General features: G+C 65.7%; 16 protein-coding genes. 9 read left to right on the top strand and 7 right to left on the bottom strand.

Features of this window, described 5'->3' with window-relative positions:
• From ACNQQL_RS03035 to sctC, 9 genes are all read left to right on the top strand, one after another.
• The coding region (locus ACNQQL_RS03035; protein WP_347063149.1) for a PilN family type IVB pilus formation outer membrane protein at positions 1-1,295 on the top strand (1,295 nt) is incomplete at its 5' end.
• An 11-nt stretch (positions 1,296-1,306) separates the two neighbouring features.
• Entirely contained in the window at positions 1,307-2,596 is a 1,290-nt protein-coding gene (gene pilO2, locus ACNQQL_RS03030) for a type 4b pilus protein PilO2 (RefSeq protein WP_072436843.1), read from the top strand.
• A 13-nt stretch (positions 2,597-2,609) separates the two neighbouring features.
• Positions 2,610-3,098, top strand: coding sequence for a type IV pilus biogenesis protein PilP (gene pilP, locus ACNQQL_RS03025; RefSeq protein WP_174417221.1), 489 nt, complete (start codon positions 2,610-2,612; stop codon positions 3,096-3,098).
• Positions 3,095-4,705 carry a GspE/PulE family protein gene (locus ACNQQL_RS03020; protein ID WP_072436842.1) on the top strand — a complete coding sequence of 537 codons (1,611 nt, stop codon included), beginning with the start codon at positions 3,095-3,097 and terminating at the stop codon, positions 4,703-4,705. Before pilP ends, ACNQQL_RS03020 begins: the two co-directional genes overlap by 4 nt.
• A complete protein-coding gene (locus tag ACNQQL_RS03015) occupies positions 4,695-5,771 on the top strand; it encodes a type II secretion system F family protein (protein ID WP_347063148.1) in 1,077 nt (358 codons plus the stop codon). Before ACNQQL_RS03020 ends, ACNQQL_RS03015 begins: the two co-directional genes overlap by 11 nt.
• 32 nt (positions 5,772-5,803) lie before the next feature.
• The gene (locus tag ACNQQL_RS03010; RefSeq protein ID WP_347063147.1) at positions 5,804-6,355 is read left to right on the top strand and encodes a type 4 pilus major pilin; all 552 of its coding nucleotides are present in this window, start codon (positions 5,804-5,806) and stop codon (positions 6,353-6,355) included.
• Positions 6,356-6,391: 36 nt separating this feature from the next.
• A complete protein-coding gene (pilM, locus tag ACNQQL_RS03005; RefSeq protein WP_072436839.1) occupies positions 6,392-6,871 on the top strand; it encodes a type IV pilus biogenesis protein PilM in 480 nt (159 codons plus the stop codon).
• Positions 6,871-8,553, top strand: a complete 1,683-nt coding sequence (locus ACNQQL_RS03000) for a type II secretion system protein (protein WP_347063146.1) — start codon at positions 6,871-6,873, stop codon at positions 8,551-8,553. Before pilM ends, ACNQQL_RS03000 begins: the two co-directional genes overlap by 1 nt.
• Positions 8,554-8,670: 117 nt before the next feature.
• Positions 8,671-10,491, top strand: coding sequence for a type III secretion system outer membrane ring subunit SctC (gene sctC, locus ACNQQL_RS02995; protein ID WP_347063145.1), 1,821 nt, complete (start codon positions 8,671-8,673; stop codon positions 10,489-10,491).
• A gap of 409 nt (positions 10,492-10,900) precedes the next feature.
• Here sctC and ACNQQL_RS02990 read toward each other — a convergent pair whose 3' ends face one another.
• From ACNQQL_RS02990 to tssF, 7 genes are read right to left on the bottom strand one after another with little or no spacing between them, the layout of a single operon-like run.
• On the bottom strand, positions 10,901-11,245 hold the full coding sequence (locus ACNQQL_RS02990; RefSeq protein ID WP_347063144.1) for a hypothetical protein: 345 nt from the start codon (positions 11,243-11,245) through the stop codon (positions 10,901-10,903).
• A 21-nt stretch (positions 11,246-11,266) separates the two neighbouring features.
• Positions 11,267-15,916, bottom strand: a complete 4,650-nt coding sequence (locus ACNQQL_RS02985; RefSeq protein ID WP_347063143.1) for an RHS repeat-associated core domain-containing protein — start codon at positions 15,914-15,916, stop codon at positions 11,267-11,269.
• Positions 15,917-15,930: 14 nt separating this feature from the next.
• On the bottom strand, positions 15,931-17,196 hold the full coding sequence (locus ACNQQL_RS02980) for a hypothetical protein (protein ID WP_347063142.1): 1,266 nt from the start codon (positions 17,194-17,196) through the stop codon (positions 15,931-15,933).
• Between the two features lie 15 nt (positions 17,197-17,211).
• Positions 17,212-19,416: a type VI secretion system tip protein TssI/VgrG gene (gene tssI, locus ACNQQL_RS02975; protein WP_347063141.1), complete on the bottom strand. Its 2,205-nt coding sequence runs from the start codon at positions 19,414-19,416 to the stop codon at positions 17,212-17,214.
• Positions 19,413-22,061: a type VI secretion system ATPase TssH gene (tssH, locus tag ACNQQL_RS02970; protein WP_347063140.1), complete on the bottom strand. Its 2,649-nt coding sequence runs from the start codon at positions 22,059-22,061 to the stop codon at positions 19,413-19,415. Before tssH ends, tssI begins: the two co-directional genes overlap by 4 nt.
• Before the next feature lie 12 nt (positions 22,062-22,073).
• Positions 22,074-23,171, bottom strand: a complete 1,098-nt coding sequence (gene tssG, locus ACNQQL_RS02965) for a type VI secretion system baseplate subunit TssG (RefSeq protein ID WP_347063139.1) — start codon at positions 23,169-23,171, stop codon at positions 22,074-22,076.
• Positions 23,168-25,039, bottom strand: coding sequence for a type VI secretion system baseplate subunit TssF (gene tssF, locus ACNQQL_RS02960; RefSeq protein WP_347063138.1), 1,872 nt, complete (start codon positions 25,037-25,039; stop codon positions 23,168-23,170). Before tssF ends, tssG begins: the two co-directional genes overlap by 4 nt.
• Position 25,040 lies beyond the last annotated feature (1 nt).

Genomic DNA, 25,040 nt, shown 5'->3' with positions numbered 1-25,040 from the left:
CGCCCGGCATGCCGGGTGGCGGGTCGTCCGGCGGCGGCAAGGCGGGCAGCGGCGCGGACGGCGGCGCCGGCACGTCGTTCGCGCCGGCGCGCATCCTGTACACGGGCGGCACGCTGCGCGGCCTGCTCGACGCGGCATGCGCGCGCTTCGGCGTCTTCTGGAAATACGAGCAGGGGACGATCCGCTTCTTCTTCACCGATACCCGCACGTTCCAGGTCAACGCGATTCCCGGCGACTCGTCGCTGAACGCGTCGGTGGTGAGCGGCGCGACGAGCGACGGCACGTCGGGCGGCTCGCAGTCCGGCGGCTCGGGCGGCGGCGCGAGCGGCTCGGGCTCCGGCACGACGGGCCTCACCGCGAACAATACGGCGAACACCGCGGTGAATTCGCAGCTGTCCGTGTTCAACGGGCTGCAGAGCGCGATCCAGTCGATGCTGTCGCGCTACGGCAGCTCGGTCGCATCGCCCGCGACCGGCTCGATCTCGGTGACCGACACGCCCGACGTGATCGAGCGCGTCGCCGCGTTCATGACGCAGCAGAACCGCTCGCTGTCGCGGCAGGTGATGCTCAACGTGACGGTGCTCAGCGTGTCGCTGAAGGCGGGCGACGCATACGGGATCGACTGGAGCCTCGTCTATAAGACGGTGTCGGCGCAATTCGGGATCTCCAACCCGTTCACGCCGGCCGCGGTGACGCCCGGCGACCTGTCCGCGACGGTGCTCAGCCCGACGAGCCGCTTCAACGGCACCAAGCTGCTGATTCGCGCGTTGTCGCAGCAGGGGACGGTGCGGCGCAAGACGTCGGCGTCGGTCACGACGCTCAACAACCAGCCGGTGCCCGTGCAGGTCGCGACGCAGACGGGCTATCTCGCGTCGGTGTCGACGACGAACACCGCGAACGTCGGCTCGTCGACCGCGCTCACGCCGGGCACCGTAACGACGGGCTTCAACATGACGCTGTTGCCGCACGTGCTCGACGATGGCACCGTGATGCTGCAGTTCTCGACGAACATCTCGTCGCTGCTCCAGCTGAAGGAAGTGTCGAGCAGCACGGGCAGCGGCGCGACGCGGATCCAGACGCCCGACGTCGACATGCGCAACTTCCTGCAGCGAGTCGCGATGAAGTCGGGCGAGACGCTCGTCATCAGCGGCTACGAAGGCACGAACGATTCGCTCGACGAGCGCGGCATCGGCACGCCGAAGATGATCGCGCTCGGCGGCGGCTACGAGGCGCAACGCTCGCGCGAGGTGATCGTGATCCTGATCACGCCCGTCACGCAGCGCGGCGGCGCCTGACGGAGCCGGCAATGAGCGCGCAGGTGATTCAAATCGGCCGCCAGCGCTTCGTCGGCGGCTTGTTCTGGCAGTCGCTGTCGAGGCGCAACGAGCTGCGCGCCGAAGCAGTCGAGCTCGCGAAGAAGCTGAAGTTCGACCTGATGGTGCTGCGGATCGATCGCGGCGGCGCGGCGGCGGGCTATGCGAACACGCGCGACGGCTTCGCGCCCGGGCATCTGTCGCTCGGCGCGATGGTGTCGCGCGCGATCGCGCTCGAAGGCGCGTTCTACAACGGACGCCGGCAGCCCGCGCCGAACTGGCTCGGCGCGTTCGCGCTGCCCGACGGACGCTGGGCGTACTTCGCGGTGCGCGACCACGCGTTCATGCCGAACGGCGACTGGGTCGGCACTCGCGAAGAAGCGTTGGAACGGCTGCATACCGATTACGCGTGGGGCGGCTGGAACGTCGTGATCGGCGAGCTGGAGCTCGAGAAGCAGGGCTTCCAGAATTTTCAGCCGAAGCGGCTCGACGATCTGCTGCCGCGCCGTGGCGGCCGGCCGCGTACCGAGCGCTGGTGGGCGTTGCGGCCCATCGAGCGGCGCTTGTCGCCGCGCGCCGCGCTGGTCGCCGCGGCGGTCGTGTGCGTCGCGGGCGGCGGCGCGTTCGCCTATTGGCATCATCGCGCGAAGGTCGAGGACGAGCAACGCGAGGCGGCGCTCGAACGCGTGCGCGCGGAGCTCGCCGCGCGGCAGGCGAAGAGCGGCCCCGTCGTTCCGCCGTGGGCGGCGCTGCCCGACGCAGTCGGGTTCGCGCGCGCGTGCGCGACGCGCTTCGGCCGGCTCGCGCCGGGCGGCTGGCGGCTCGATCGCTACGAATGCACGCCGGACGCGGCGCACTACACGTGGGCGCGCAATGGCTCGAACGTGCGCTACCTGCTCGCCGCGGAGCCCGACGCGATCGTCGACACCGACGGCGAACGCGCGACGCTCGAGGTGCCGCTCGCCGCACCGACGGCGGGCGACACGCCGCTCGTCGACGATTCGGTTGTCAGGACGCAACTTCTGTCGCGTCTCCAATGGCTCGATGCCGTGGCTAAACTGGACCCGCTACTTCCCGATCAGGCGGCGCGCGCCCCGCTCGCGAATCTCGCGCAGCAGGCGGCCGCCGCGGTCGGGTGGCGCGCGTACCGGCTGAACGCGAGCCTCGGCGGCGTCGCGCCGCCCGAGTTCGTGCGCGCGATCGACGTGCCGGGGCTGCGCGTGCAGCGCCTCGCTTACCAGAACAATCAGTGGACTCTCGAAGGAGTGCTCTATGCGAAATAGTCGCGTCCGATGGATGTGCGCACTTGGCCTGGCGGTGCTCGCCGGCGCCGTGCGCGCGGCGGGGCCCGTGTCGTCCGACGACGACGGCGCGACCGCCGCGCGGCTCACGCAGTTGCAAAGCGAGACGGTGCTGCTGCAGGCGCAGTTGAAGAAGCTCGAGACCGAGCAACAGGTCGCCGAGCGGTCCGCGCAGCTCGCGCGCGTGCGCGGCGGCGCGCCGGCCGGGCAGTTCGCGGTGACGGCGATCGAAGGCGTCGGCAAGCGCGCGTTCGCGACGCTGCGGATGAACGGCGGCGCCGAATTCGAAGTGCAGCGCGGCGACGCGCTGCCGGACGGTGGACGCGTCGTCGCGATCGAGCCGCGTGCGGTCGTCGTATCGAATCGTGGGCGCACCACGAGGCTGTCGACGGCGTCGCCGTCGTACGCGGGCAATCCGCCGCTGCCGGCCGACCCGGCCGCGCCGCCGCCGATGCTGCCCGCACTGCCGGCGAGCGGATCATGAGCCACGCCGCGCAACGACCCGACGCGACGCCCGTGCGCGCGCCGCTGCCCGCCAGCGGCGATGCCGCGCCGCCGCGCGGCCCGCGCGCCGTCAGCGAAGCGGGCGACTTCGCTGCGAGCGTCGAGGAACGCAAGTTCGTCTGCCTGTTCGACGACGGGCGTCTCCTGATTGCCGACGGCCACGAGATGAATCCGTTCGTGCTGTCGTATCGCGCGCGGCTTGACCGGATGGGCCGGCCGTACCGGCCGACGCCCGCGACGCTGATGCAGGTGCGCGAGGCGTACCGGCAGAACGCCGCGGGCGGCGGCGAGCGGCTCGATCACACGGTGATGCAGGTGCTCGCGAAGGAGCTGATCGGCCGTGCGTGCCGCGAGCGCGCATCGGACATCCATATCCGCGTGCGCCGCTTCAGCACCGAGGTCTACTTCCGGATCCACAACGAGCTCATGCGCGTGAACGAGCACACGCGCGAGCACGGCGAGCGGCTGCTTGCGACGCTGTACGGCGCGATGACGACCGTATCGGACAACAGCTACCGGCCGAGCGAACGTCAGGACGCGAGCATTGGCGACCGCGACAAGCTGCCGGACGATCTGTACGGCGTGCGGATCGCGACGACGCCGACCAACGAAGGCAGCCTGATGGTGCTGCGGCTCCTGTACAACGATGCGGGCGACGCGACCGATCTCGCGGCGCTCGGCTTCGCGCCCGAGCACGTCGCGGCGTTCCGTGCGCTGCGCGCACAGCCGCACGGGATGAACATCATCAGCGGCCCGACGGGTTCCGGCAAATCGACGACGCTGCAGCGGATGCTCGCCGCGCAGATCGACGAGTCGCGCGGCAGCCTGCACGTGATCACGGTCGAGGACCCGATCGAATATCCGATCGACGGCGCGGTGCAGACGCCCGTCGCGAACGCGCCGACCGAGGACGCGCGCGCGCTCGCGTTCGCGGCGGCGATCACGAACGCGATGCGGCTCGATCCGGACACGATCATGATCGGCGAGGTCCGCGACCGCGCGTCCGGGCAGACGGCGCTGCGCGCGTCGATGACGGGCCACCAGGTGTGGACGACGGTGCACGCGAACAGCGCGCTCGCGATCGCCGACCGCCTGATCGATCTCGGCCTGCACGCGCGGATGGTCACCGATCACACGGTGATCTCGGGGCTCATCAGCCAGCGTCTCGTGAAGCTGCTGTGTCCGCATTGCAAGCTGCGGCTCGTCGATCATCCGGACCGGATCGAGCCGGGCCTGTTCGCGCGGCTGCGGCTCGCGCTCGACAGCCGGATGCACGACGTGTGCATCGCAGGCGACGGCTGCGAGCACTGCCGCACGGTCGGCACGATCGGCCGCACCGTCGTCGCCGAAGTGATCCTGCCCGATGCGCGGCTGTTCGAATTCCTGCGCGACGGCGACAAGGTCGGCGCGCTCGAGTACTGGACCGGCACGCGCGGCGGGATGACGCTTGGCGAGCACGCGCTGCGCAAGGTCGCGGCGGGGCTCGTCGATCCGCGCGGCGTCGAGCGCGTCGTCGGCACGCTCGCGCCGGTTGCGGGCGAAGCGCGACAGCAACTGTCGCTCGTCGGATTCAGCTATGGCACTTGAGCTGAATCGCCGCTGGGCGAAGTTCTGCCTGAATGCCGACGAGCGGCTGCGCGTCTATCGGAAGATCGCGAAGATGCTCGGCAACGGGCTGCCGCTCCTCAAGGTGCTGGAGGAACTCGAATGGCGCGCGTCGCGCGAAGGGCGCAAGCCGCGCGAGCCGCTCGCGATCGTGCTGTCCGACTGGCGGCTCGCCGTGCAGAACGGCCGGATGCTGTCGGAGGCGATGGAGGCATGGGTGCCCGCGACGGAGCAGATGATCGTCGCGGCGGGCGAGCAGGCGGGGCGCATCGAGGACGCGCTCGTGTCGGTTGCCGACATCGTGCAGTCGAGCCGCAAGATCCGCCGCGCGGTCACGGGCGGCGTCGCGTATCCGGTCGGGCTCGTCGTGATGGTGATCGGCTATCTGTACCTGTTCGGCACGCATGTGATCCCGAAGTTCGCTCTGATCGCCGATCCGACGCACTGGCGCGGCGCCGCGCGCTCGCTGTACCTGATGTCGCTGTTCGTGCAGGGCTGGATGCTCGTCGTCGTCGCGGCGCTCGTCGCGGTGCTCGCCGCGCTCGCGTGGTCGCTGCCGCGCTGGCGCGGGCCGCTGCGCATCTACGCGGATCGCGTGCCGCCTTATTCGATCTACCGGCTCGTCACGGGCAGCGGCTTCCTGATCGCGTTCTCGGCGCTGCAGGCGTCGGGCGTCACGGTCGAGAGGGCGCTGCTCAAGATCGGCGCTGTCGCGGAGCCGTGGCTGCGCGAGCGGATCGACGACACGCTGGTCGGCGTGAAGTCGGGCCTCAACGCCGGCGAGGCGCTGCTCAACGCCGGTTATCAGTTTCCGTCGCGCGAGATCGTCGAGGATTTGTGCATCTACGCCGAATACGGCGGCTTCGACGCGGCACTCAAGATGCTTGCCGACGAATGGCTCGAAGAGGGCGTCGCGCGGATTACCGCGCAGATGCGCGTGCTGAACGGCGTCGCGATCGTCGCGCTCGCGATGGTGATCGGCTGGCTTGTGACGGGCTTTTTCGGCATTCAGCAGGAAATCGCCGCGATGACGCGCGCGATGCATTGACGTCGCGCATTTTCAATTCAGGAGAACACACTATGAAACCACTCGCCAACCCTCCCGCCTATCGACATACACCGGCGTTCTGCCGGAGGCACCGCAAGGAGCGCGGTGCGTCGCTGCTCGAGAGCATCGCGTATCTGGGCGTCGCGGCGATCGTGATCGTCGGCGCGATCGCGCTGCTCGGGTCGGCGTTCTCGAGCGCGAATACGAATCGGCTGACTGAGGATCTGAATGCGATTCAGACGGGCACAAAAAAGCTTTACATGGGGCAGGTGAACAACTACGGCTCGGGTTCGATGAACGCGAATTTGAGTGCGGCGAAGGTGTTTCCGGGGACGCTGACACCGGACGGCAACGGCGGTGTTTCGAATACGTGGGGAGGGACTGTGACCGTGACCGGTGCGAACCAGACTTTCACAGTCACTTACACGCAGGTGCCGAGAGAAGTCTGCGTCAACACGTTGACGGCCGGCGGAAACTGGAAATCGGCGAAGATTGGCGAAAAGTCCGTCGATTATCCAGTCTCGCCGAGCGCTGCGACAGGCGCTTGCACCGATAACGCCACCATTATCTGGACGTCGAACTGACGCCACCAGACTCATTCGCCATCACCCACTTCACTTATGTACGCCCTCGCCGCCGCACTGGCCTTCGCGTCGATCGCCGCTGTCTATGCGACGCTGCAAGACCCGTCCGCCATTCCCGCGCTGCAACCGGCGCGCACCGCGCAGGCGCTCGCCGAAAACCTCGCCATCTACCGGCAGGCGACGCTCGACTACGCGCGCGTGCATCCCGGCACGCGCGGCGCGGTGCCGAATACGCGGCTGCCGTTTCCGACGTGGTATCCGGGCGCGAACCCGCTATGGCGCAACTACGTCATGGACGGCACCGTTGTCGCGTATGCGTCGGCGGCGCCGTCCGTCAATATCACCGGCGAAATCACGACGCTCGCCGACGGTTCGCTGTTCGCGGGCGTCGCGTATCGCAATGCGGTCGTGCGCCCCGGCAACGCGAATCCGAACGCGCCGGTGAGCGGCGTGCCGCTGCCCGCCGGGTTGAAGATTGCGAACGGCATGCCGGTCTGGATGGGGCAAGCGTACTGATGCATTTCAAGTCTTCCCGTCGCCGCGCGCGCGGCATCGCGCTGATCGAGGTGCTCGGCGCGCTGGCGATCGCTGCAGTGATGCTCGCCGGCATCGCGATGATGATGGATTCGTCGCTGGACGACGTGCGTGCGGAGCAGGCCGCGCAATACCAGGCGCAGGTGACGGCCGCCGCCACGCGGGCGTTGAAGCGCGATTACGATACCTGGCTGCAGCGCGCGAACAAGCAGACGCCCATCGTGATGAAGCTTGCCGATCTGCAGGCGACGAATGATCTGCCTGCAGCACTTCGGCCAACGAATGCATACGGCCAGAACACGTGCGTACTCGTCAAGCGGAGCGCGCTCGGCACCGGGCTCGACGCGCTGGTCGTGACGACCGGCGGCGAGACGATCGGCGACAAGGAACTCGGGCTCGTCGCCGCGAGTGCGGGGCCGGGTGGCGGTTCGATCAGCAGGGCGTTTCCGAATGAAGTGCGCGGCGCATTCGACGCGTGGCGGATGCCGCTCGGCACGTTTCTCGGCGGCAGCTCGCCAACCTGCGGTCCGAACGGCGCCACGCCGCCGAATGTGGGACACCTCGCGAACGAGATCTTCTTCAACGGCCCGGGCCAGCAGATCAACAGCGATTACCTGTACCGCGTTGGCGTCGGCGGCCACCCGGAGGCGAACGCGATGCAGGTGCCGATCTGGCTCACGCACACGTTCACGGACGGCAACCCCGACGCGGCGAACTGCGGAACGGCCGGCAACTTCACGAACGGCAAGCTTGGCGCGGACGCACTCGGCAATCTGCTGAGCTGCAAGAGTGGCGTGTGGCGCGGCGCGGGCGGCCACTGGAAGGATCCTGTCAAAAGGACCAACGATCTGCCCACCGATGCATCGAACGAAGTCGGCGACGTGCGCCTCACGCTCGACACATTCCGCGCCTATGCGTGGACGGGCGCTGCCTGGCAGGCGCTCGCGGTCGATCAGAACGACAACTTGATCGTGCCCGGCGTCGTTTCCGCGAACCAGTACGAGATCACCGGGCGTGTCGTCGTCAACACGCCGTGCGCGCCCGACAAAAATCGTCCAACTGCCGGCCTCATATCGATGGGTCAGGACGGACAAGTGCTGTCATGCCAGGACGGCAAGTGGCTGCCGCAGTCAGGGATCAAGATCGGCGGCACCGACACGGCATGCGCGATCCTGATGGAGACGCCTGGCGCGAGTGATTTTTCGTGCGGGTTCACCTACCGTGGCGGGTATCCGAATCCGCCGCTCGTCACCTACGAACGGGACGGCACGTACACGTACACGATCGACCGGCCGGTGAAGCTCGACAACAATGGGCTGATTGCGGTGAGCGCATACATGCACATGAGCTATGCGACCTGCGACCTGAAGGGGCGGGAAGGGCAGATGCGCCTGGTCGTCGAAGTCATCGACCGTCAGGGCGACAAGGTGATCGCGCACAACGAGGCGCAGTCGCCGAAATTGCGCGAAGACGCCGCGACGATCAACGTCACGCTGAACGTGGCCGCCGAGCCGCGCAGCGGATACACGGTCAGGCTTTCGAGCAAATGGGCGACGTACGACGGCTACGCGAAGACGCCGTGGACGTCCTCCTATTGCGGCGGCGGCCAGACCTTCCTGCAGACGCCGCTCGCAACCGGCTGGACCATCAATTCGTTCTATTGAACGGACCTTCGCCGCGCGCGGCCGCCGCCGCGCCCGGATGCGGTTAACTGCACGGGTCTCCCATTCGCGGCGCGCGCCTGTCCGACCGACGGCCGCGCGTCCTCACCGGACGGACCCATGAAGGCCAAGATTTCCATTTTGCTGTCCCTGATGTGCTCGCTTGCGAGCCTTTCCGTCGATGCCGCGCCGATCCGCTGGCGCAGCACCGAAATCCAGTACGCGGCGGAAGGCAAGGACGTGAAGGACGTCCTGCGCGACCTCTCCGCGAGCCAGAACATCGCGGCGAACGTCGCGCCCGGCGTGAGCGGCGCCGTCAGCGGCAAGATGAAGATGCCGCCGCAGCGCTTCCTCGACACGCTCTCCGCGTCGTTCGGCTTCGTCTGGTACTACGACGGCACCGTGCTGTACGTGACGCCCGCGAGCGACATGAAGAGCACGCTCGTCAAGCTCGATCACGCGAACATGGGCGACCTGCGGGACCTGCTCGAGCAGATGAAGGTCGCCGATCCGCGCTATCCGGTCACCTACAACGCGCAGCAGCGCACCGCGCTCGTCGCGGGGCCGCCGCGCTACGTCGAGCTCGTGACGAGCGTCGCCGCGCGGCTCGACGAGAATTCCGCGCGCACGGGCGGCACGACGATCCGCGTGTTCTCGCTGAAGCACGCGTGGGCCGCCGACCGCGACGTCAACGTCGACGGCACGACGGTGACGATGCCGGGCGTCGCGTCGCTGCTGAACCGGATGTATCACCCAGGCGACGGCAAGCGCGCGTCGCAGACGACGGTCGGCAAGCCGATCAGCCGCGCCGCACCGATGACGGATCTCGGCGGCGGGCGCGGCGGCGTGCCGCAATTGCCGCCGCTGCCGCCGTACATGCAGGGCGCGCAGTCGGGCGATGGCGCGGGCATGCCGGCCGGCGGCCTCGGCGGTCAGGGCGGCGATCCGCGTCCGAGCGGCATGGTTGCCGCCGCGATCGCCAATCCGGGCGCGGCGCGCGTGTCGGGCGCCGGCTGGCCCGACGCGAGCGGCGGTGCGAACGGCGTACCGGTGGGCGCGAGCGATTCGACCGACCTGCCGGTGATCCAGGCCGATCCGCGCACGAACTCGATTCTCGTGCGCGACGTGCCGGAACACATGGCGCAGTATCCGGACCTGATCGCGCTCCTCGACGTGAAGCCGCGCTTGATCGAGATCGAGGCGCGCATCATCCAGATCGACGAAGGCGCGCTCAAGCAGCTCGGCGTCGACTGGCGCGCGCACAACAGCCATCTCGATCTGCAGACGGGCACGGGGCTCACGTCGCAGAACTCGTATGCGAACGGTTCGCTGAATCCGACATTCGGTTCGATCACGCTGCCTGGCAACGATTCGGTTGGCTTGCCGGCGAGCCCGCTCGGTTTGTCGCTGACGGCCGTGCTCGGCGACGCGGGCCGCTATCTGCTCGCGCGGATCAACGCGCTCGAATCGTCGAACCAGGCGCGCACCGACGCGAGCCCGAAAGTCACGACGCTCGACAACGTCGAAGCGGTGATGGACAACAAGAAGCAGTTCTTCGTGCGCGTCGCGGGCTACACGTCGGCCGACCTGTACAGCATCTCGACGGGCGTGTCGCTGCGCGTGCTGCCGATGGTCGTCGAGGAGGGCGGGCGCACGCAGATCAAGCTCGACGTGCGGATCGTCGACGGCGAGCTGTCGCAGCAAACGGTCGACAACATTCCAGTGATCGTATCGAACGAGATCAACACGCAGGCGTTCATCGAGCAAGGGCAGGCGTTGCTGATCGCCGGCTACAAGGTGGATGCGCGCTCGAGCACGCAATCGGGCATACCGGTGCTGTCGAAGCTGCCGCTCGTCGGCGCGCTGTTCCGCTCGACCGACAGGCAGGACGGCCATAGTGAGCGGCTCTTTCTCGTGACGCCGCGTGTGATCGAGCCTTGAACGGGCGGCGGCCGGCTGCTTCGTGGCGGCCGGCGAGCGTGCGCGTGGGCGGGGTGCCGGCGCGCAATGCGTTCACCGGTCGACCTGCCGGACCGTCAGGCCCAGTCGTTCGGCCGCGCGGCCAGGCCTCAGGCCCAAATCCACTACAGCCTGGATTACCTTCAGACGGTCGAGTTCTCGCACGTTCAATGTCACCAGTGCTGTTCGGTGCATCGCCGGCTCCATGATCTGACAGGGAGCCGGCAAGCTTACCGAGGTCCAAACGCGGCATTTCTAAATGGCTAGAACACGACATTTCTAAAAAGCTACTACAACAAAATATTCGATAATTCACGTTATGTAAAATCATAATTGCACGCAAACCGAGTTGCGACGATCATTGACCCGGCGGTCGACCGCCGCGACGATTTCAGGCCGGCTCCTGCCACACATCTTCGTATCCTTGATCGTCGATGATGAAATGTGTGCCCGGCGGTAACGCGAGATATTTGATGACGAGCGGCAGCATTTGCTGAAGATGCTCCGTATGTATCGGCTGATAGAAATCGTCGGCGTCCGAGTATTCACCACAATGAAAGTACCAACTGATATTGTCTCCCGCACCGCGTTCAACGCGCGTGCCATAGACAGGCATCTGACCCGAAGTCGAGGTCGCGAAGGCGACCATGTCCTCCACGGGTTCGCGGCGCAACCCATATCGTTCGCATACTTCGCGCTGCATTTCCGCAATCGCTGCTTCGTGTCGTGATTCCATCTTCCTCTTCCGGATGTGCGTTCAGATACCGAGAATCTTGTTCATTGCTTTCGAAAATGCAGATGCCTTGCCCCCTTGGGATGGCGAGCAACTGGGGCAATGTGGTTGCACTGCGGCAACTGACGATTGCACGCTGACGTCGTTGGCGCCGGTTCGATAATACTCGACCACAAGTGCATCGATATGGTCCGCAATCATCCTGGGCTTCGTCTGGCCACATTCCGCGCATGGTTTGCCTTGTACCGCCCTCGTTTGTGCTGGGGTTGGTCCGCATTTTGAATTGCGCGAGTATGGCGTCGTGATGCCGGACTTGGGTTTGAACAAGGTCCTATCAGGGATACCCAGGGCGACGATCGGGACCGTATTCCCCTGTCCGTCAATGGTGTTCGCAAGACCATAGGGGTCGATCCAGGCGGCAGGATTCGGAGCATATTGATAGAGGGTTGGACCGCCCTCGATCCGGCTCGGGTCCTGACTGATGAATTGCCCGATTCCATGGTCAAAATACCGATATCGGTTGTAGCAGAAACCGGTTTCTTCGTCGTAGTACTGTCCTTGAAGACGAATGGGCTGATCAAGATTCGTTCTGTCTTTCCCCTGTATCGGGGCATCGCTTGTCCATGTGGCGTAACTCGCTTCCCACGCGACGTCGCCATGTTCATCGACCAGGCGGACTGGTGCGCCGTTCGGGTCATTGTAAAAGAAGTAGACTGTGCCACGCGGATGATAGGACTGCGACCGATCAGCTGTGTCGATTTGCGTGGCGTAGTCTGGAACCAGCGCAGGCGGTCGCGACCGTTTTCGTAAAGGCTCGTCTGTCTCGCCTGGATATTCGTCTTGTCGCGCCGTGCGCCCTATATCAACGTTGGAGTTCCGATGAACCATTGCGAGCGGACGAAATGTGTCCGGATAATAGATCCAGTCCCGTACGTCCTGACGAGTTGGCGCGTCGCGCATGCCCGGTTGGACCATGCCGGGGCGACGCGCGGCTTGCTCGGCTTCTGGTGTGATCTCGTCCGTCGTTTCGGCATCGAACCGTAATTCGCTGGCGAGCATATCGCCGTCCCAGAAGAATCGATGGACACACGTTCGGCTGACTTCGCGCCGCAGTGTCGACGTGATTTTCCTGGTTCGTCGCTGGAAAGCGTCGTATTCGTACCGCACGCGAATACGACAATCGTGACTGCGGTTGCTTTTTCCTGAGTGTCGGGTCGCTAGCGTCTCGGTCAATTGCCCTGCGGCGTCCCATCGAAGCGCAATATCCTGTTCCGCATCTTGCTTGTGCGTGAGATTGCCCGCTCTGTCGAACACGTAGCGACTGTCGCCGTGCCACCCTTCGCGCAGCCATGTGCGCGACGTCGAACTGTTCTGGATAGTGCCCGTCAGAAAATTCTTGGTGCGCAGCAGATTTCCGGCGGGATCGTACAGAAAACGACGTACCGTACCCGCGGGATCGATATGCGCAACGACGTTTCCGACCGGGTCGTATTGAAACCGCTCTATACCCGACCGGGAATCGCGTCGCTCGATCAGATCGCCGTTCGCGTTATACGCATACTCGATTGCGAACATTTCCCCGGTCTCGGCAAGCAGCGATTGCCGAGACAAACGCCCTCTTGCTTCATACGACATCTCGCGGCGGAGAACATCGCCCAGGCGTTCGTCGCGGATTTGACCAAGCGCATCCCGTTCGATAACGATCGGCGCGTGTCCGTCGATCTCGATTCGGACGACGGCATTCAATGCGTTGTAGCCGTAACGAATCGATTGCTCGACAGGTTTGCCGCCGGAAACGAGATGTGTTTTTCGTTCGACGCGATTACCGGCAGCGTCGTATCGATTGAAAAGCCTGAAGTTGTTACCCTGCCGTTCTTCGATCAGCTGGCCGTCGCAGTCATATCTGAACTGAAGGATCACGGATAGGTTTGATGCGCGGACAAGGTCCCCATGTTCGTCGTAATGAAAGCAATCCGTACGAAATCCGTTCTGCTGGTCCGGATCGGGAATGCGTTTCTCGACGATTCGCCCCACTCTGTCATATCGATAGTGGATTGTTTGACCGAGAGGGTTGATCGAGCGTAGGAGTTCACCGGTCGGGCCGTATTCGTAGCGGCGTGACTGCCCCCAATAGTCGATTTCTTCGACTATTCTTCCTAGCGCGTCGCGCTTGATCAGGTAGCGCTCTCCTCGCTCGTTGACAACCTCGACAAGTTGTCCTTCAGTATCGTAGTGATACTGGACTTCGGTGCAATCCGGCTGAATACGCTTAGCGATCTCACCAAGCGTTGTATAGGTCAGGCGTATCACATGGCCGGCCGGATCGTGATACCGCACCAGATAGCCATCTGCGTCGTAGGTACAGTGGGTTTCACGTCCGTCGGATTCGATGGCTCGCACGAGCCTGCCGCATGGATCGCGTTCGTATCGGTTTTCATGTCCGGCTGCATCGACAGTGCCAACGACGTATCCACGCGCGTCACGCTCGTATTGCGTAGCGTTCCCAAGCGCATCGATTATTGAAGTGAGATTGCCATGACGGTCGTAACCGAATGTCGTCGCATCGCCGTTCGGCCCGGTCCAGGATGTGATGCGACCATGACTGTCGTACTCGTATCTGGATATCGCTCGGGATGGGGTGATGTAAGAGAGAAGGCGTCCGCGTGAATCCCATTCGTATTGCCACTGGCGCCCCCCCGGGGCGGTGACGAACCGGGGCTTGTGATTCGCATCATATTCGGTTCGGACAGCCTGACCGTCCGGCATGAATTGCGCGGTCAGATTGCCGTGCACGTCGTATTCCCATCGAGACGTACGGCCCATCGGGTCCGTCTCGGTACTGGTTCGCCCATGGGCGTCGTAACCGTAGCTGGTTATGCCTCCGAGTACGTCGATCTCGGCGATCGGAACGTGACGCCCGTTCATCTGGATGACGGCGACGTGTCCGATGGAATCGGTAATGCGCGTTTCGTATCGGTCGAGATCGTAGGCGAAGCGGTAATCAAGCACGCCCTCATCACCCCATGCGTGATCGACACGCCATATGCCGTCGCTACCTTGCAGATAGCTGTAATGGAACGAAACGCCGCGTGCGCTCGTATGCCCGGTCATTCGATTGCCGTTCTCGTAGTTGAAACGGCACGAGTTGTGAATTGCGTCGAGTGCTGCGACCAGATTCAATTCGCGATCGTATTCGTACCCTGCGAGCGGATATGCATGCATGTCGGTACCGATTAGCGTCATCGACGTCGTTAACGCTACATCCGAGACGATACTGGATTCGCATTCGATGCATCGTCCGCTTGGACCCTCGACGTCATGTTCGAGTACTCGCGAAAGATGACCTGAAGGCTTGCGCTCGAACAGCCACGCGTGACCATGGAGATCGCCGATCCAGTCGAGCATCAGCGTTAGCGCGGGCGTGTTGGCTAGGCTGCCGACAGCCGCGTCCCACGATTGCGGTAACGAGAACCCGTATTCGATGCCTTCGCCCGTTCTCAGTACCAGTTGATTGTCGCGGGAATACAGTGCATAGCCGTATTGCCAATCGTAGACCCGCGTCGACCACCCCTCATGCCTGGGAACTTCATCGAATGCCGTGGCGTGATCGACGAAGTAGACGGCTGCCCCGATGCCGTCGTCGCGCGAAACGAGATTCAATTGAATGTCTGCTGGCGTACTCCATCCGACGCCAATGGTACCGAGGCGCCGGTCGCTGCTTGCATAACGCCGGTTCCATTCGAGAGGAAGATGTCCGGTGACAGTGAAGTCGTGCTGCGCGACGATGACTTCTCCTGTCGTGACGTCCACCGGTTCCGCATGCAGGATGTTGCATTTCAGAAAACCCGGCTTGAGATTCAGCTTGTCCGCGAGCTTCTTCGCCCACTTCGACCCCTGAAACGCCTTGAACAGCCCCTTCGCCGCCGCAGCCATATTCAACACCGGCGGCCCGCCGACCATCACCGGCCTTCCCGCCGGAATCGGCAACATCACCGAACTCGGCATCGACGGATAAGTCCGCTCCGTATGCGCGCTGTTATGCCCCGGTGGTTCCATCCCAATCGACCAGCAACTCAACGCCGGCAGCGCCATGAACGACATCGGATCGTTGTTGGCCAGTACCGTCCGGCTGCCCATGTACGACTCCGCGTCGTCCGAAGGCATGGGATCCGGCGCCGGCGGAGGTGCGAATGACTCCCCGAGTGGAAAATGCAGCCCCGGAACGTGATACGAATGCGTGCCGACCGTGGCCCGCATCAAGCCGTTCACGAATATCGGCCTGCCGGCGGCTCCGCCCATTCCGACGCCTGCGCCGAGCACGCTTCCAATGCTGTTCCGTAGTGCCGCGGCTTGCTGTTCGAGTTTCAGCCCCTCATCGACGATCGAGTTGTCCTGGATATCCGTCAGTTTTCCCGACGTGAACGCTGCCGCATCGTCGAGCTTCTTCACGACATCCGGATGGTCCTCGAGATACTCGGTCACCTTCTCCTGAACAATCGCCATCGCGATGCTGCCAACGACGCCCTTCGCCGCCTCGACATACTCCCGCAGGTCGAGCATGAACCCGACGTGGGGATGCGGTAGAAACACCGGCGTCGGGCTAGGTGCAACCAACACCGAATGAACGTCGATGCCAACGACGGGATCCAGATGCTTGACGGCCAGTAGTCCCACGTCATCCTCCCCGCTCAGCGTCCGCCGCGCAACGCGGCGACCTTCTCGCTGAGCGCGTTGCGCCGCCGGTCTTGCACACCCAACTGCGAAATCATCCACTCGACAACCATCGGCAGATTACTTTTCGCCCGCATCGGTTCGTCGACCATCAATCCCGCATCGAGCGCATTGAACCCCGCCTCGAGCGCATGCTCTCGCTCTCCTGCCCGCTCCCAGCAAACGGCGCTCATGCGCCACGCCTCGACCGTCATCAGCCCGTCCTTTGCAGCCGTGGTCGACGTTGCTGCGCGTTCATAGCAATACGCCGAGTGAGCGTAATCCTTGTGCGTCAGATGCACGCTCGCCTCGCCGAACAGCCCGTTTGCAACAAGCTTGTGCCCTGCCGGATGCCCTGCCTCGACCGCGAGCATGCCGCTGCTGGCGGCGCTCCGGTACGCTTCTATCGCACGCTCCCGATCGCGCCACTTCAGATACGCCGCACCTGCGATCAAATGCACGACAACGCACTGGTCGAACCACTGCTCGCGTTCAGCTACCTTCAGCGCCGCCGCACGCAATTCTTCGAGCCGAACCGGATTACCGCCTTCAATCACCTCGGTCAGCATCACGAAATGCCGTCTAAACTCACCGCTCGGCCCGCGCTCGCCCGATTCCGCCAGCAATTCGCGCGGCACGCTCGCCATCGAATATTTGCCTTGTACAACGCGCACCGCGGCGCGATGCCGTTGCATCAACGCTGCAAACGGCGCGATATCGATACGTGGCACGACAAAACGCACGCGCTCGCCAAGCTGCGGAGCGACTGCAATGATCGTCAGCAAGCCATCCATCCACTGCACCCATGCCGCGTCATCCCGCACTTTCGCCGGCGCCAGCACGAAAACCATCGCCGGAAAAATGTCCGGATGGTGCTGCATCAGGCTGTCGGCAACCGTGAACAGATACAGCAAAGGATTCTTTCCATCGTCGTACGGAGCTTGCCAATCCGCCCGCACACCTTGCGCAGCGGACCCCTCACGCCGACTGTCGTAGAACGCGATAAGCTCATCCGTCAAAGCCTTCGCATACCCCGCTTCATTGACGAACGACGCGCGCATTGTCCTGACCGCACACGAAGTTTCATCCTGGACCTGAAAATACAGCCGCACGAGTTCCGAATCCGTCTCGTCGGTCTGCCAGATCATCAATCGCGCGTCGCGTTCCTTCGCGAAACTCATCCAGTCCGTATGCGCATCCATGAATCTGCGCTCCACCGGATTGGTCGGCTGCCAGTTCTGCATTCGTGCGGATCTCCGTTACGGATTCAGTTTCAGGATCGTCCCTTCGACCGTGTGCTCGACCGACGCCGACGACGTTACCTTCTTGCTGTTCACGCTGTGGCTTTCCGTGCCGCTTGATGCGACGTTGACGCCCCGGATCGTGATCGTGCCGTCGCTTTTCATCACGATGCTGGACATCCCGCAGACGAGCGAAAGCTGATCGCCGGCGTTGACGGTCACCTGATGCTGCACGTTCGTCGTATGGTTCGCACCGACGTTGACGATGTGTTCGCCGCCGACCGTGTGCGTATGGGCTTTGGCGATCGTCGAGGTCCGCGTGCCGATCTCCTCGGTATGCGCCGACGCAACCAGCGTCTTCATGTCCTGCGACGTCGTCTGATACATCTGTCCGACGTTCAGCGTCTTGCCTTCGCCGATCGTTTCGGTCTTGGCATGCGTGACCGACTCCGTGTGGCTGCCGCCGATCGTCGCCTCGCGATCCGACGCGATCGTCACGGTCTCCTTCTTCCCGACCGTTCGCGTCCGGTTCCCGCCAACCTCATGCGTTTCATCCACCCCGATCTGCGCGGCCCGGTTCTTGCCGATATTCACCGTCTCGTTTTGCCCGACACTCCTCTGCCGGTTGTTCTTCACCTGCATCGTTTCGTCATTCCCGACCGTATGCGTATGGTTGTTCCCGACAGATAGCGTGTGATCGGCCTCCGTCTCTGCATCGAAGTTCCTTTCCGCATGCATCCAAAGCTGCTCAGCGCCTTTCTTGTCCTCGAACCGGAACGCATTCGCATGCTCGGTCGTTCCACCCGGCGACGATCTCGACAACAACCCGCTCTGCGTCGCACTCCCCGGCAGCCCCCAAGGCGGCATCTTCTCGCCGTTATAAACACGCCCCGTCACGATCGGCTCATCCGGATCGCCGTTCAGGAAATCGACCACCACCTCGTCGCCCACACGCGGAATCTGCACGCCCCCGAACCCGCCGCCGGCCCAAGGACTCGACACCCGGACCCAGCAAGACGAATCTTGATTGCTCTGCCCATACCTGTCCCAGCGGAATTGCAGCTTCACGCGCCCATACTGATCGGTCCAGATTTCCTCGCCCGGCGGACCGACGACGGTCGCCGTCTGCGGCCCGTTCGTACGCGGCCGCGGCGTTTCACGCGGCGACCGGAACGGCAAACTCGACGGCTGCACGAGCATCATCGTCTGATGTACGACAGCCTCCGCGCCCTGGTCACTCGCATAAGCGTTCTCCTGGAAGCGGTAGTTGCACCGCACGATCAGGTACTCGCGGTTCTGATCGGCACGAGGACAATGCGCGAGTGTGAACAGATACCCGGGCGCGGCGCCGCGTACGTCGGTATCCGCGCTTGCGCGCTCGTGCTCCGCCTGCTGTTCCTCGAGCCTTACGCGGCTGTAATGCACACCGGGCGCATCGTCGCGATAACCACCCGGCCACTCGAACGACGCAAAACTGTCGTGATCATGACCGCGCGGATCGACCTTCTGCGACGAAAGATCGGCGCGCGGCTTCGTATAGTCGTAGTCGGTGGTCTGATGCTTGCCGACGCTCACCTCCTGCGCGGGCAGCCAGCCGTCGATGTGCTCCTCGTCGGCGATCGCGGTGCGGTCGCGCGCGATGTACGGAATCGTCTCGTAGCCGGGCAGCGCCATGTGCGACGACATCGCGTCGCTCAGCATCAGCGTATGCATGTCCTCCGCATGCTTGAACCAGTAATAGATGCCCTCGAACTCCATCAGCCGCGACACGAACGCGGCGTCGGTCTCGTTGTACTGCACGCAGTACTCGCGCGGCACATACGATTCGGCGAGGTGGTTCTCGATCGGAAAGCCGTACGTCGACAGCACCTCCTGCACGATCTCCGGCACGGTCTTGTTCTGGAAGATCCGGCAATCGGAGCGGCGCGTCGCGAGCCACAGCCACGGGCGCACGACCAGCTCGTAGCCGTAGTACCGTTCGGCACGCCGGCCGGCAAGCGATGCGCGCGCAACGATCCCGTTCAGGTAGCGCGTCGACTGGTCCTGCTGTTCGATGCGGACCGTCACGGGCTTGCCGAGCATGTTCTTCAGCGACAGGCTGTGGCTGTCCGCGAGCGCCTCGATCCGGAATTCGAACAGCCGGCCGAGTTCGTCGCTGCCGTCGAGCGTGTGGAATTTCAGGTCGTCGCCGTGCGGGCTGTCGAGGGTGAATACGCGATTCACGTCGTTGCCTCCTCGTCGAACCGGTAAGCGAATTCCCCATCGGCCGCGCTCACCTCGATCGACGCCAGCGTGCGGCCCTCGAGCGTGGCCTGCAGGATCGCGCGGCTGATGCGCGGCATCACGGTGTGCGTGAGGATCGCGTCGACCATCCGGCCGCCGGATTCGATCGTCCGGCACCGCTCGACGATCAGCGCAGTCGCCGCGTCGGTGCAGCGCAGCCGGATGCCGTGATGCGCGTCGATTCGCTTCTCGATCCGCCGCAACTGCAACGCGACGATCCGCGCGAGCGTCGCATCGGTGAGCGGGTAATACGGCACGACGGTCAACCGACCGAGCAGCGCGGCCGGGAACACGTCGAGCAGCGGCGCGCGCAGCGCATCGGCAAGCGTCTGCGTGTCGGGCAGGTGCTCGGGGTCGCGGCAGAGCTGCATCACGCGATCGGCGCCGACGTTCGACGTCAGCAGGATCACGGTGTGCCGGAAATCGATGTCGCGCCCCTCGCCGTCTTCCATCCAGCCCTTGTCGAATACCTGGAAGAAAATCTCGTGCACGTCGCGGTGCGCCTTCTCGATCTCGTCGAGCAGCACGACGCTGTACGGCCGGCGGCGCACGGCTTCGGTGAGTACGCCGCCCTGCCCGTAGCCGACATAACCGGGCGGCGCACCCTTCAGCGTCGATACGGTATGCGCCTCCTGGAACTCGCTCATGTTGATCGTGATCGCGTTGTGCTCGCCGCCGTACAGCGTGTCGGCCAGCGCGAGCGCGGTCTCGGTCTTGCCGACGCCGGACGGGCCGCACAGCAGGAACACGCCGTGCGGTTTCGTCGGGTCATCGAGCTTCGCGCGAGCGGTCTGGATCCGCTGCGCGATCAGTTCGACCGCATTCCGCTGGCCGACGACGCGTTCTCCGAGCGTATCGGCGAGCTTCAGCACGGCCTGCGTCTCGTCACGCACCATGCGGCCGAGCGGAATGCCGGTCCAGTCGGCGACCACGGCCGCCACGGCGTGCGTGTCGACGGCGGGCAGCACGAGCGGCGCATCGCCCTGCACGTCGGCCAGCGCCTGTTGCGCGGTCGCGAGGTGCGCCTGGATTTCGGCGCGCGTGGCGGCATCGAGTTCGCGCGACGGATCGTCGTCGAGCAACGCGGCGCGTGATTCGACGATCGCCGCCAATGCGTTGCGCTCGGTTTGCCAGCGCACGTCGAGCTGATCGAGTTCCGCCTGCGCGGCCGCAATGTCGGTGTCGATCGCGTCGCGCCGCTCGGCATCACCGGTGCCGAGCGCGCACTCGCGCCCGATCCGCTCCTGTTCGACACGCAGGCTGTCGATGCGGCGGCGCGCATCCTCGATCGGCGCGGGCACCGCGTGCTGGCTGACGGCGACGCGCGCGCAGGCCGTATCGAGCAGGCTGATCGCCTTGTCCGGCAACTGCCGGGCGGGGATGTACCGGTGCGACAGCGTGACGGCGGCCTGCAGCGCGTCGTCGAGCACGAGCACGCGGTGATGGGCCTCGAGCTTCGCGGCGAGGCCGCGCAGCATCGTCAGCGCGGCCTCTTCTTCCGGCTCGAGTACGTGCACGAGCTGGAAGCGCCGCGTCAACGCGGGGTCCTTCTCGATGTACTGCTTGTACTCGGACCACGTGGTCGCGCCGACCGTGCGCAGCAGGCCGCGCGCGAGCGCGGGCTTCAGCAGGTTCGCGGCGTCGCCGGTGCCGGCCGCCCCGCCCGCGCCGACGAGCGTATGCACTTCATCGATGAACAGGATCGCCGGCCGCTCGGACGACATCGCTTCGTCGATCACGCCGCGCAGCCGGCTCTCGAACTCGCCCTTCACGCTGGCGCCGGCCTGCAGCAGCCCGATGTCGAGCAGGTACAGCGCGACGTCGCGCAGCGACGGCGGTACGTCGCCGGCGGCGATCCGCAGCGCGAAGCCTTCCGCGACGGCCGTCTTGCCGACGCCGGCCTCGCCGACCAGCAGTGGATTGTTCTGGCGGCGCCGCAGCAGGATGTCGACGATCTGGCGAATCTCGGCGTCGCGCCCGACGACGGGGTCGATCTCGCCGGCCCGCGCGCGCTCGGTCAGGTCGACGGCGAAGCGCGCGAGCGCCGAGCCGTCGGCGGGCGCGGCGCGCAACGCGTCGCCCTTCGATGCCTGTGCGGCCGGCTGCGCCTCGGGCGAGCCGTCGACGATCGGTTCGAGTTCGTCGGCGAGCACGTCGGGCACGATGCGCTCGAATTCGTGCGTGACACCAATCAGCACGTTGCGCAACTGCGGCGTCTTCAGGATCGCGAGCAACAGCACCGCGCCGCGGATCCGTGTCGCGTCGTACTTCAGCGTCGCATAGACCCATGCGCGTTCGACCGCGTCGTCGATGTGCACGGACAGGTCCGACACCGAGCCCGCGCCACGCGGCAGCCGGTCGAGCGCGGTGACCAGCGCGCGGTCGATCACATCCGTGTCGATGTCGAAGCGGCGCAGTACGCGCTGCAGGTCGCCGTCAGGCCGCTGCAGCATCTGCTTGAACCAGTGCGCGAGTTCGACGTACGGATTGCCGCGCAGCCGGCAGAACCCGGTCGCCTGCTCGAGCGTCTCGTAGAGGAACGGATTCAGTTTTCCGAACAGGTTGACGCGGCCGATATCGGACATGACGGCTCCCGTTTAGGCGGTTTCGCGATGAAGGGGGGCACCGCCACGCCGCACGTCGTAGCGGACGACGAGGTCGCGCGCGGGGCCCGGTTCGAGACGCTGCCCAAGCCACGCGGTGCGGCCGATCTCCTGCGGCGCGCCGAGCGCGATCGCCGGCACCGCGTCGGCCGCCAGTTCGAGCTGCACGTCCCAGTCGAACTCGATGCCGACGTATTCGCGCACCCATTGCGCGAGCTGCCGCGCGTGCGGCCCGCCCGGCAGGAAGCCGCGGTAGGCGTCGAGCGACAGCGGGCCGAGCACGATCCGGAAACGCGACTGCGCATCGCGCACCGCGACGCCGAGCGCGACGGCGCCGACACGCAACGTCGGCCGCGTCGCGCGGATCGTGCAGCGCTGCGAGCGTTCGATCGCGACCCACTGCGGTACGTGCTCGACGATGCGCGCATCGACGCCGAAATGCCGGCGCAGGATCTGCACGAGCCCTTCCGGGTTGCGTGTGTGCCGCACGAGATGGCCCGCATGGAAATAGCGTGCATGCGGCGCGAGCGTGTCGGTGTCTGTCGGCGTGGTCGGCGTGGTCGGCGTGTCGCCATGCGACGACCGCCCGATCAGGCTCGCGATATAGCCGTCGAACCGTGCGCGTTCCGGGCGATCGAGGCTCACCGTCGGCTGCGCGTCGGCCCACGCGCGGTAGAACAGCAGGATCAGCCGGTGATGGAACAGGTCCGCGAACGCGGCGAACGTCGGGTCGTCGTGCTGGGCCGCGCGCTCGTGCGCGTATTCGGTCAGGTGCGTCGGCAGCGGCCCGTTCGGCCCGAACAACCCGAAACCGTGGATCGCGATACGCGGCGGCGCGGTGCCGTTCTCGTGCACGCCGGCCAGCATCGACGCCGCGAATGCGAGCGACGGCTGCTGCCCGAGCCGCACCGGCTCGTCGCGCGGTCGCGCGGCATGGCCGAGCGGCGCGCGGCCGGGCGACAGCGCGTCGAGCCAGCGCAGCGCCTGGAACAGGTCGTAGCCGTGCGGCGCGGCCCGCAGCCGTGTCCACCACGCGTCGCGGCGTGCGGCTTCGGCGGCCGGCCGAGTGCCGGGCGACGTATCGCGTTTCATATCGCAGGCCGCCTGCCGATGCGCGCGGGCCAGCGTGCGAGCGTGCCGCGCTGCGCGCTGGTCAGCACGCATTCGGCGAACGCGTTGATCGACACATGGCGCGCGAAGAACTGTTCGAGCACCGCGCCGAGCAGGAACGGGCTGTCGCCGGAGAATGCATGGTCGTCGACGGTCACGTCGACCTGCACGCCGCGCCCGAACATCAGCGGCCCGAGCGCCGGCAGCCGGCGGAACACCGGCGAGAACGCGACGCGCTGCACGCCGTCGATCTGCCGGCGCATCGCGGCATCGGCCGGATCGGCATGCAGGCCGAGCAGTTCGCGCAGCGCATGCGCGCCTTCGTCGTCGTCGAGATCGGTCAGCGTGTGGCGCGCGAGCCCGAGATGGCGGATCAACCGCCACGCGGTTTGCGCATCGGCGATCGGCGGACGCGGCCGCGACGGGCCGCGGATCGCGACGATGCGCTCGACCGGGGCCGACACGCGCAGCGTGAACGTGTTCGCGTCGCCGGGCGGCTGCAGCAGCACGAGATCGCGGTTCGTGCACAGCGTATCGGCCGCCAGGTAGCGCATCGTTTCGTCGTAAGGCGCGCACTGGCTGTCGACCAGCGACACGTAGGTCTCGCTGCCGACGTAGCCGGTGCGCGTGCCGTTCGCGCGTGCCTGCGCGGACACGAGCCGCGGCTCGCGCCGCACCGTGTAGTACGCGCCGTAATTGCCGTCGTCGCCGGCGAACGATGCGTGAAACGGCCGGAATTCGCGCGACTGGCCGTCGTCGCGCTGCTCGCTTGCGAGCCGCTGCACCGCATAGACCTCGTAGTCGAGCGGCCGGCTGCGGTCGACGACGACATGATGCTCGCGCGCGCCAGGCTGCAGCGGAATCCGATCGGCGCGGCGCGGGAACAGGTTCACGGCCGGCGTGCAGTTCAGCGCGAGGTGGCGCGCATCGACGGCCGCTTCGAGCGCCGCGTCGTGGCGATCGAACAGCACGGTCAGCTCGCACTCGTCGCCGGTCGCGCGTGCCAGCGCGGCACGCAGCCCGCCGATGCCGAAGAACAGGAAGCGCGCCGGAAACGCGAAGTACTCGCGCAGCAGCCGGTAGCCGTGGAAGCTGCGGCCGTCGTCCGGCAGGATCGCCTGCGCCGGATCGAAACCCTCGTGGACGATCGCGTCGGCGTCGAGCGTATGCAGCCAGCGCGGCGGCTGCGCCGGATCGTGACACACGACGCCGAGCGCATGCGCGGCGATCAGTTCGAGCAGGTGCAGCGCGTCGCGCTCGGGGCCCGCAAGATGGAACGTCAGCCGGTCGAGCGGCAACTGCGATAGTTTGGCGCCGCCGCGCGCCTTCAGCCGGATGCGCAGCGCGGCGCGCACGTCCTGTCGCGCCGCGACGGCGCCGCGCGGCAGCCACGACGGCGCGCCGGTGACGGTCGCATCGGTCAGTTCGAGCGGCCACAGTGTCAGGTCGTGCGCGGTACGGAATTCGCACGCGGTCTGCTCGGACGCCGCCGGTCGCGCGCGCAGCGCGGTGCCGGCCGGCAGCCGCCAGCCCTGCGCAAGGCTGCCTTCGTTCATCAGCGGCGCGAACCGGACGATCGCCATCGACGGTAACGGCGAGATGTAACCGGGATACACGGCATCGAGCAGCGCCTGCGTGAAGCGCGGGAATTCGGCGTCCATCTTCAGCTGCACGCGCGCGGTGAGGAAGCTGAAACCCTCGAGCAGCCGTTCGACGTACGGGTCGGGCGGCCCCGATTCATGCAGCCGCAGCCGCGCGGCCGCCTTCGGGAACTGCTGCGCGAATTCGCCGCCGAGCTCGCGCAGATACGCGAGTTCGCGGTTGTAGTAGTCGAGCAGGCGCGTATCCATT

The sequence above is a fragment of the Burkholderia sp. LFS061 genome (assembly GCF_047978125.1).
GTDB classification, from domain to species: domain Bacteria; phylum Pseudomonadota; class Gammaproteobacteria; order Burkholderiales; family Burkholderiaceae; genus Burkholderia; species Burkholderia pyrrocinia_C.
Note: the sequence above shows the minus strand (reverse complement) of the source record. Positions and strands in the feature narration are given on the sequence as shown.

Bases quoted from the DNA above. Each gene is read 5' to 3' on its own strand.
- pilO2 (WP_072436843.1), top strand. From the start codon at position 1,307: ATGAGCGCGCAGGTGATTCAAATCGGCCGCCAGCGCTTCGTCGGCGGC.
- ACNQQL_RS02990 (WP_347063144.1), bottom strand. From the start codon at position 11,245: ATGGAATCACGACACGAAGCAGCGATTGCGGAAATGCAGCGCGAAGTA.
- pilP (WP_174417221.1), top strand. From the start codon at position 2,610: ATGTGCGCACTTGGCCTGGCGGTGCTCGCCGGCGCCGTGCGCGCGGCG.
- ACNQQL_RS03010 (WP_347063147.1), top strand. From the start codon at position 5,804: ATGAAACCACTCGCCAACCCTCCCGCCTATCGACATACACCGGCGTTC.
- pilM (WP_072436839.1), top strand. From the start codon at position 6,392: ATGTACGCCCTCGCCGCCGCACTGGCCTTCGCGTCGATCGCCGCTGTC.
- tssF (WP_347063138.1), bottom strand. From the start codon at position 25,039: ATGGATACGCGCCTGCTCGACTACTACAACCGCGAACTCGCGTATCTG.
- sctC (WP_347063145.1), top strand. From the start codon at position 8,671: ATGAAGGCCAAGATTTCCATTTTGCTGTCCCTGATGTGCTCGCTTGCG.
- tssG (WP_347063139.1), bottom strand. From the start codon at position 23,171: ATGAAACGCGATACGTCGCCCGGCACTCGGCCGGCCGCCGAAGCCGCA.
- ACNQQL_RS03020 (WP_072436842.1), top strand. From the start codon at position 3,095: ATGAGCCACGCCGCGCAACGACCCGACGCGACGCCCGTGCGCGCGCCG.
- ACNQQL_RS02980 (WP_347063142.1), bottom strand. From the start codon at position 17,196: ATGCAGAACTGGCAGCCGACCAATCCGGTGGAGCGCAGATTCATGGAT.
- tssH (WP_347063140.1), bottom strand. From the start codon at position 22,061: ATGTCCGATATCGGCCGCGTCAACCTGTTCGGAAAACTGAATCCGTTC.
- ACNQQL_RS03015 (WP_347063148.1), top strand. From the start codon at position 4,695: ATGGCACTTGAGCTGAATCGCCGCTGGGCGAAGTTCTGCCTGAATGCC.
- ACNQQL_RS03000 (WP_347063146.1), top strand. From the start codon at position 6,871: ATGCATTTCAAGTCTTCCCGTCGCCGCGCGCGCGGCATCGCGCTGATC.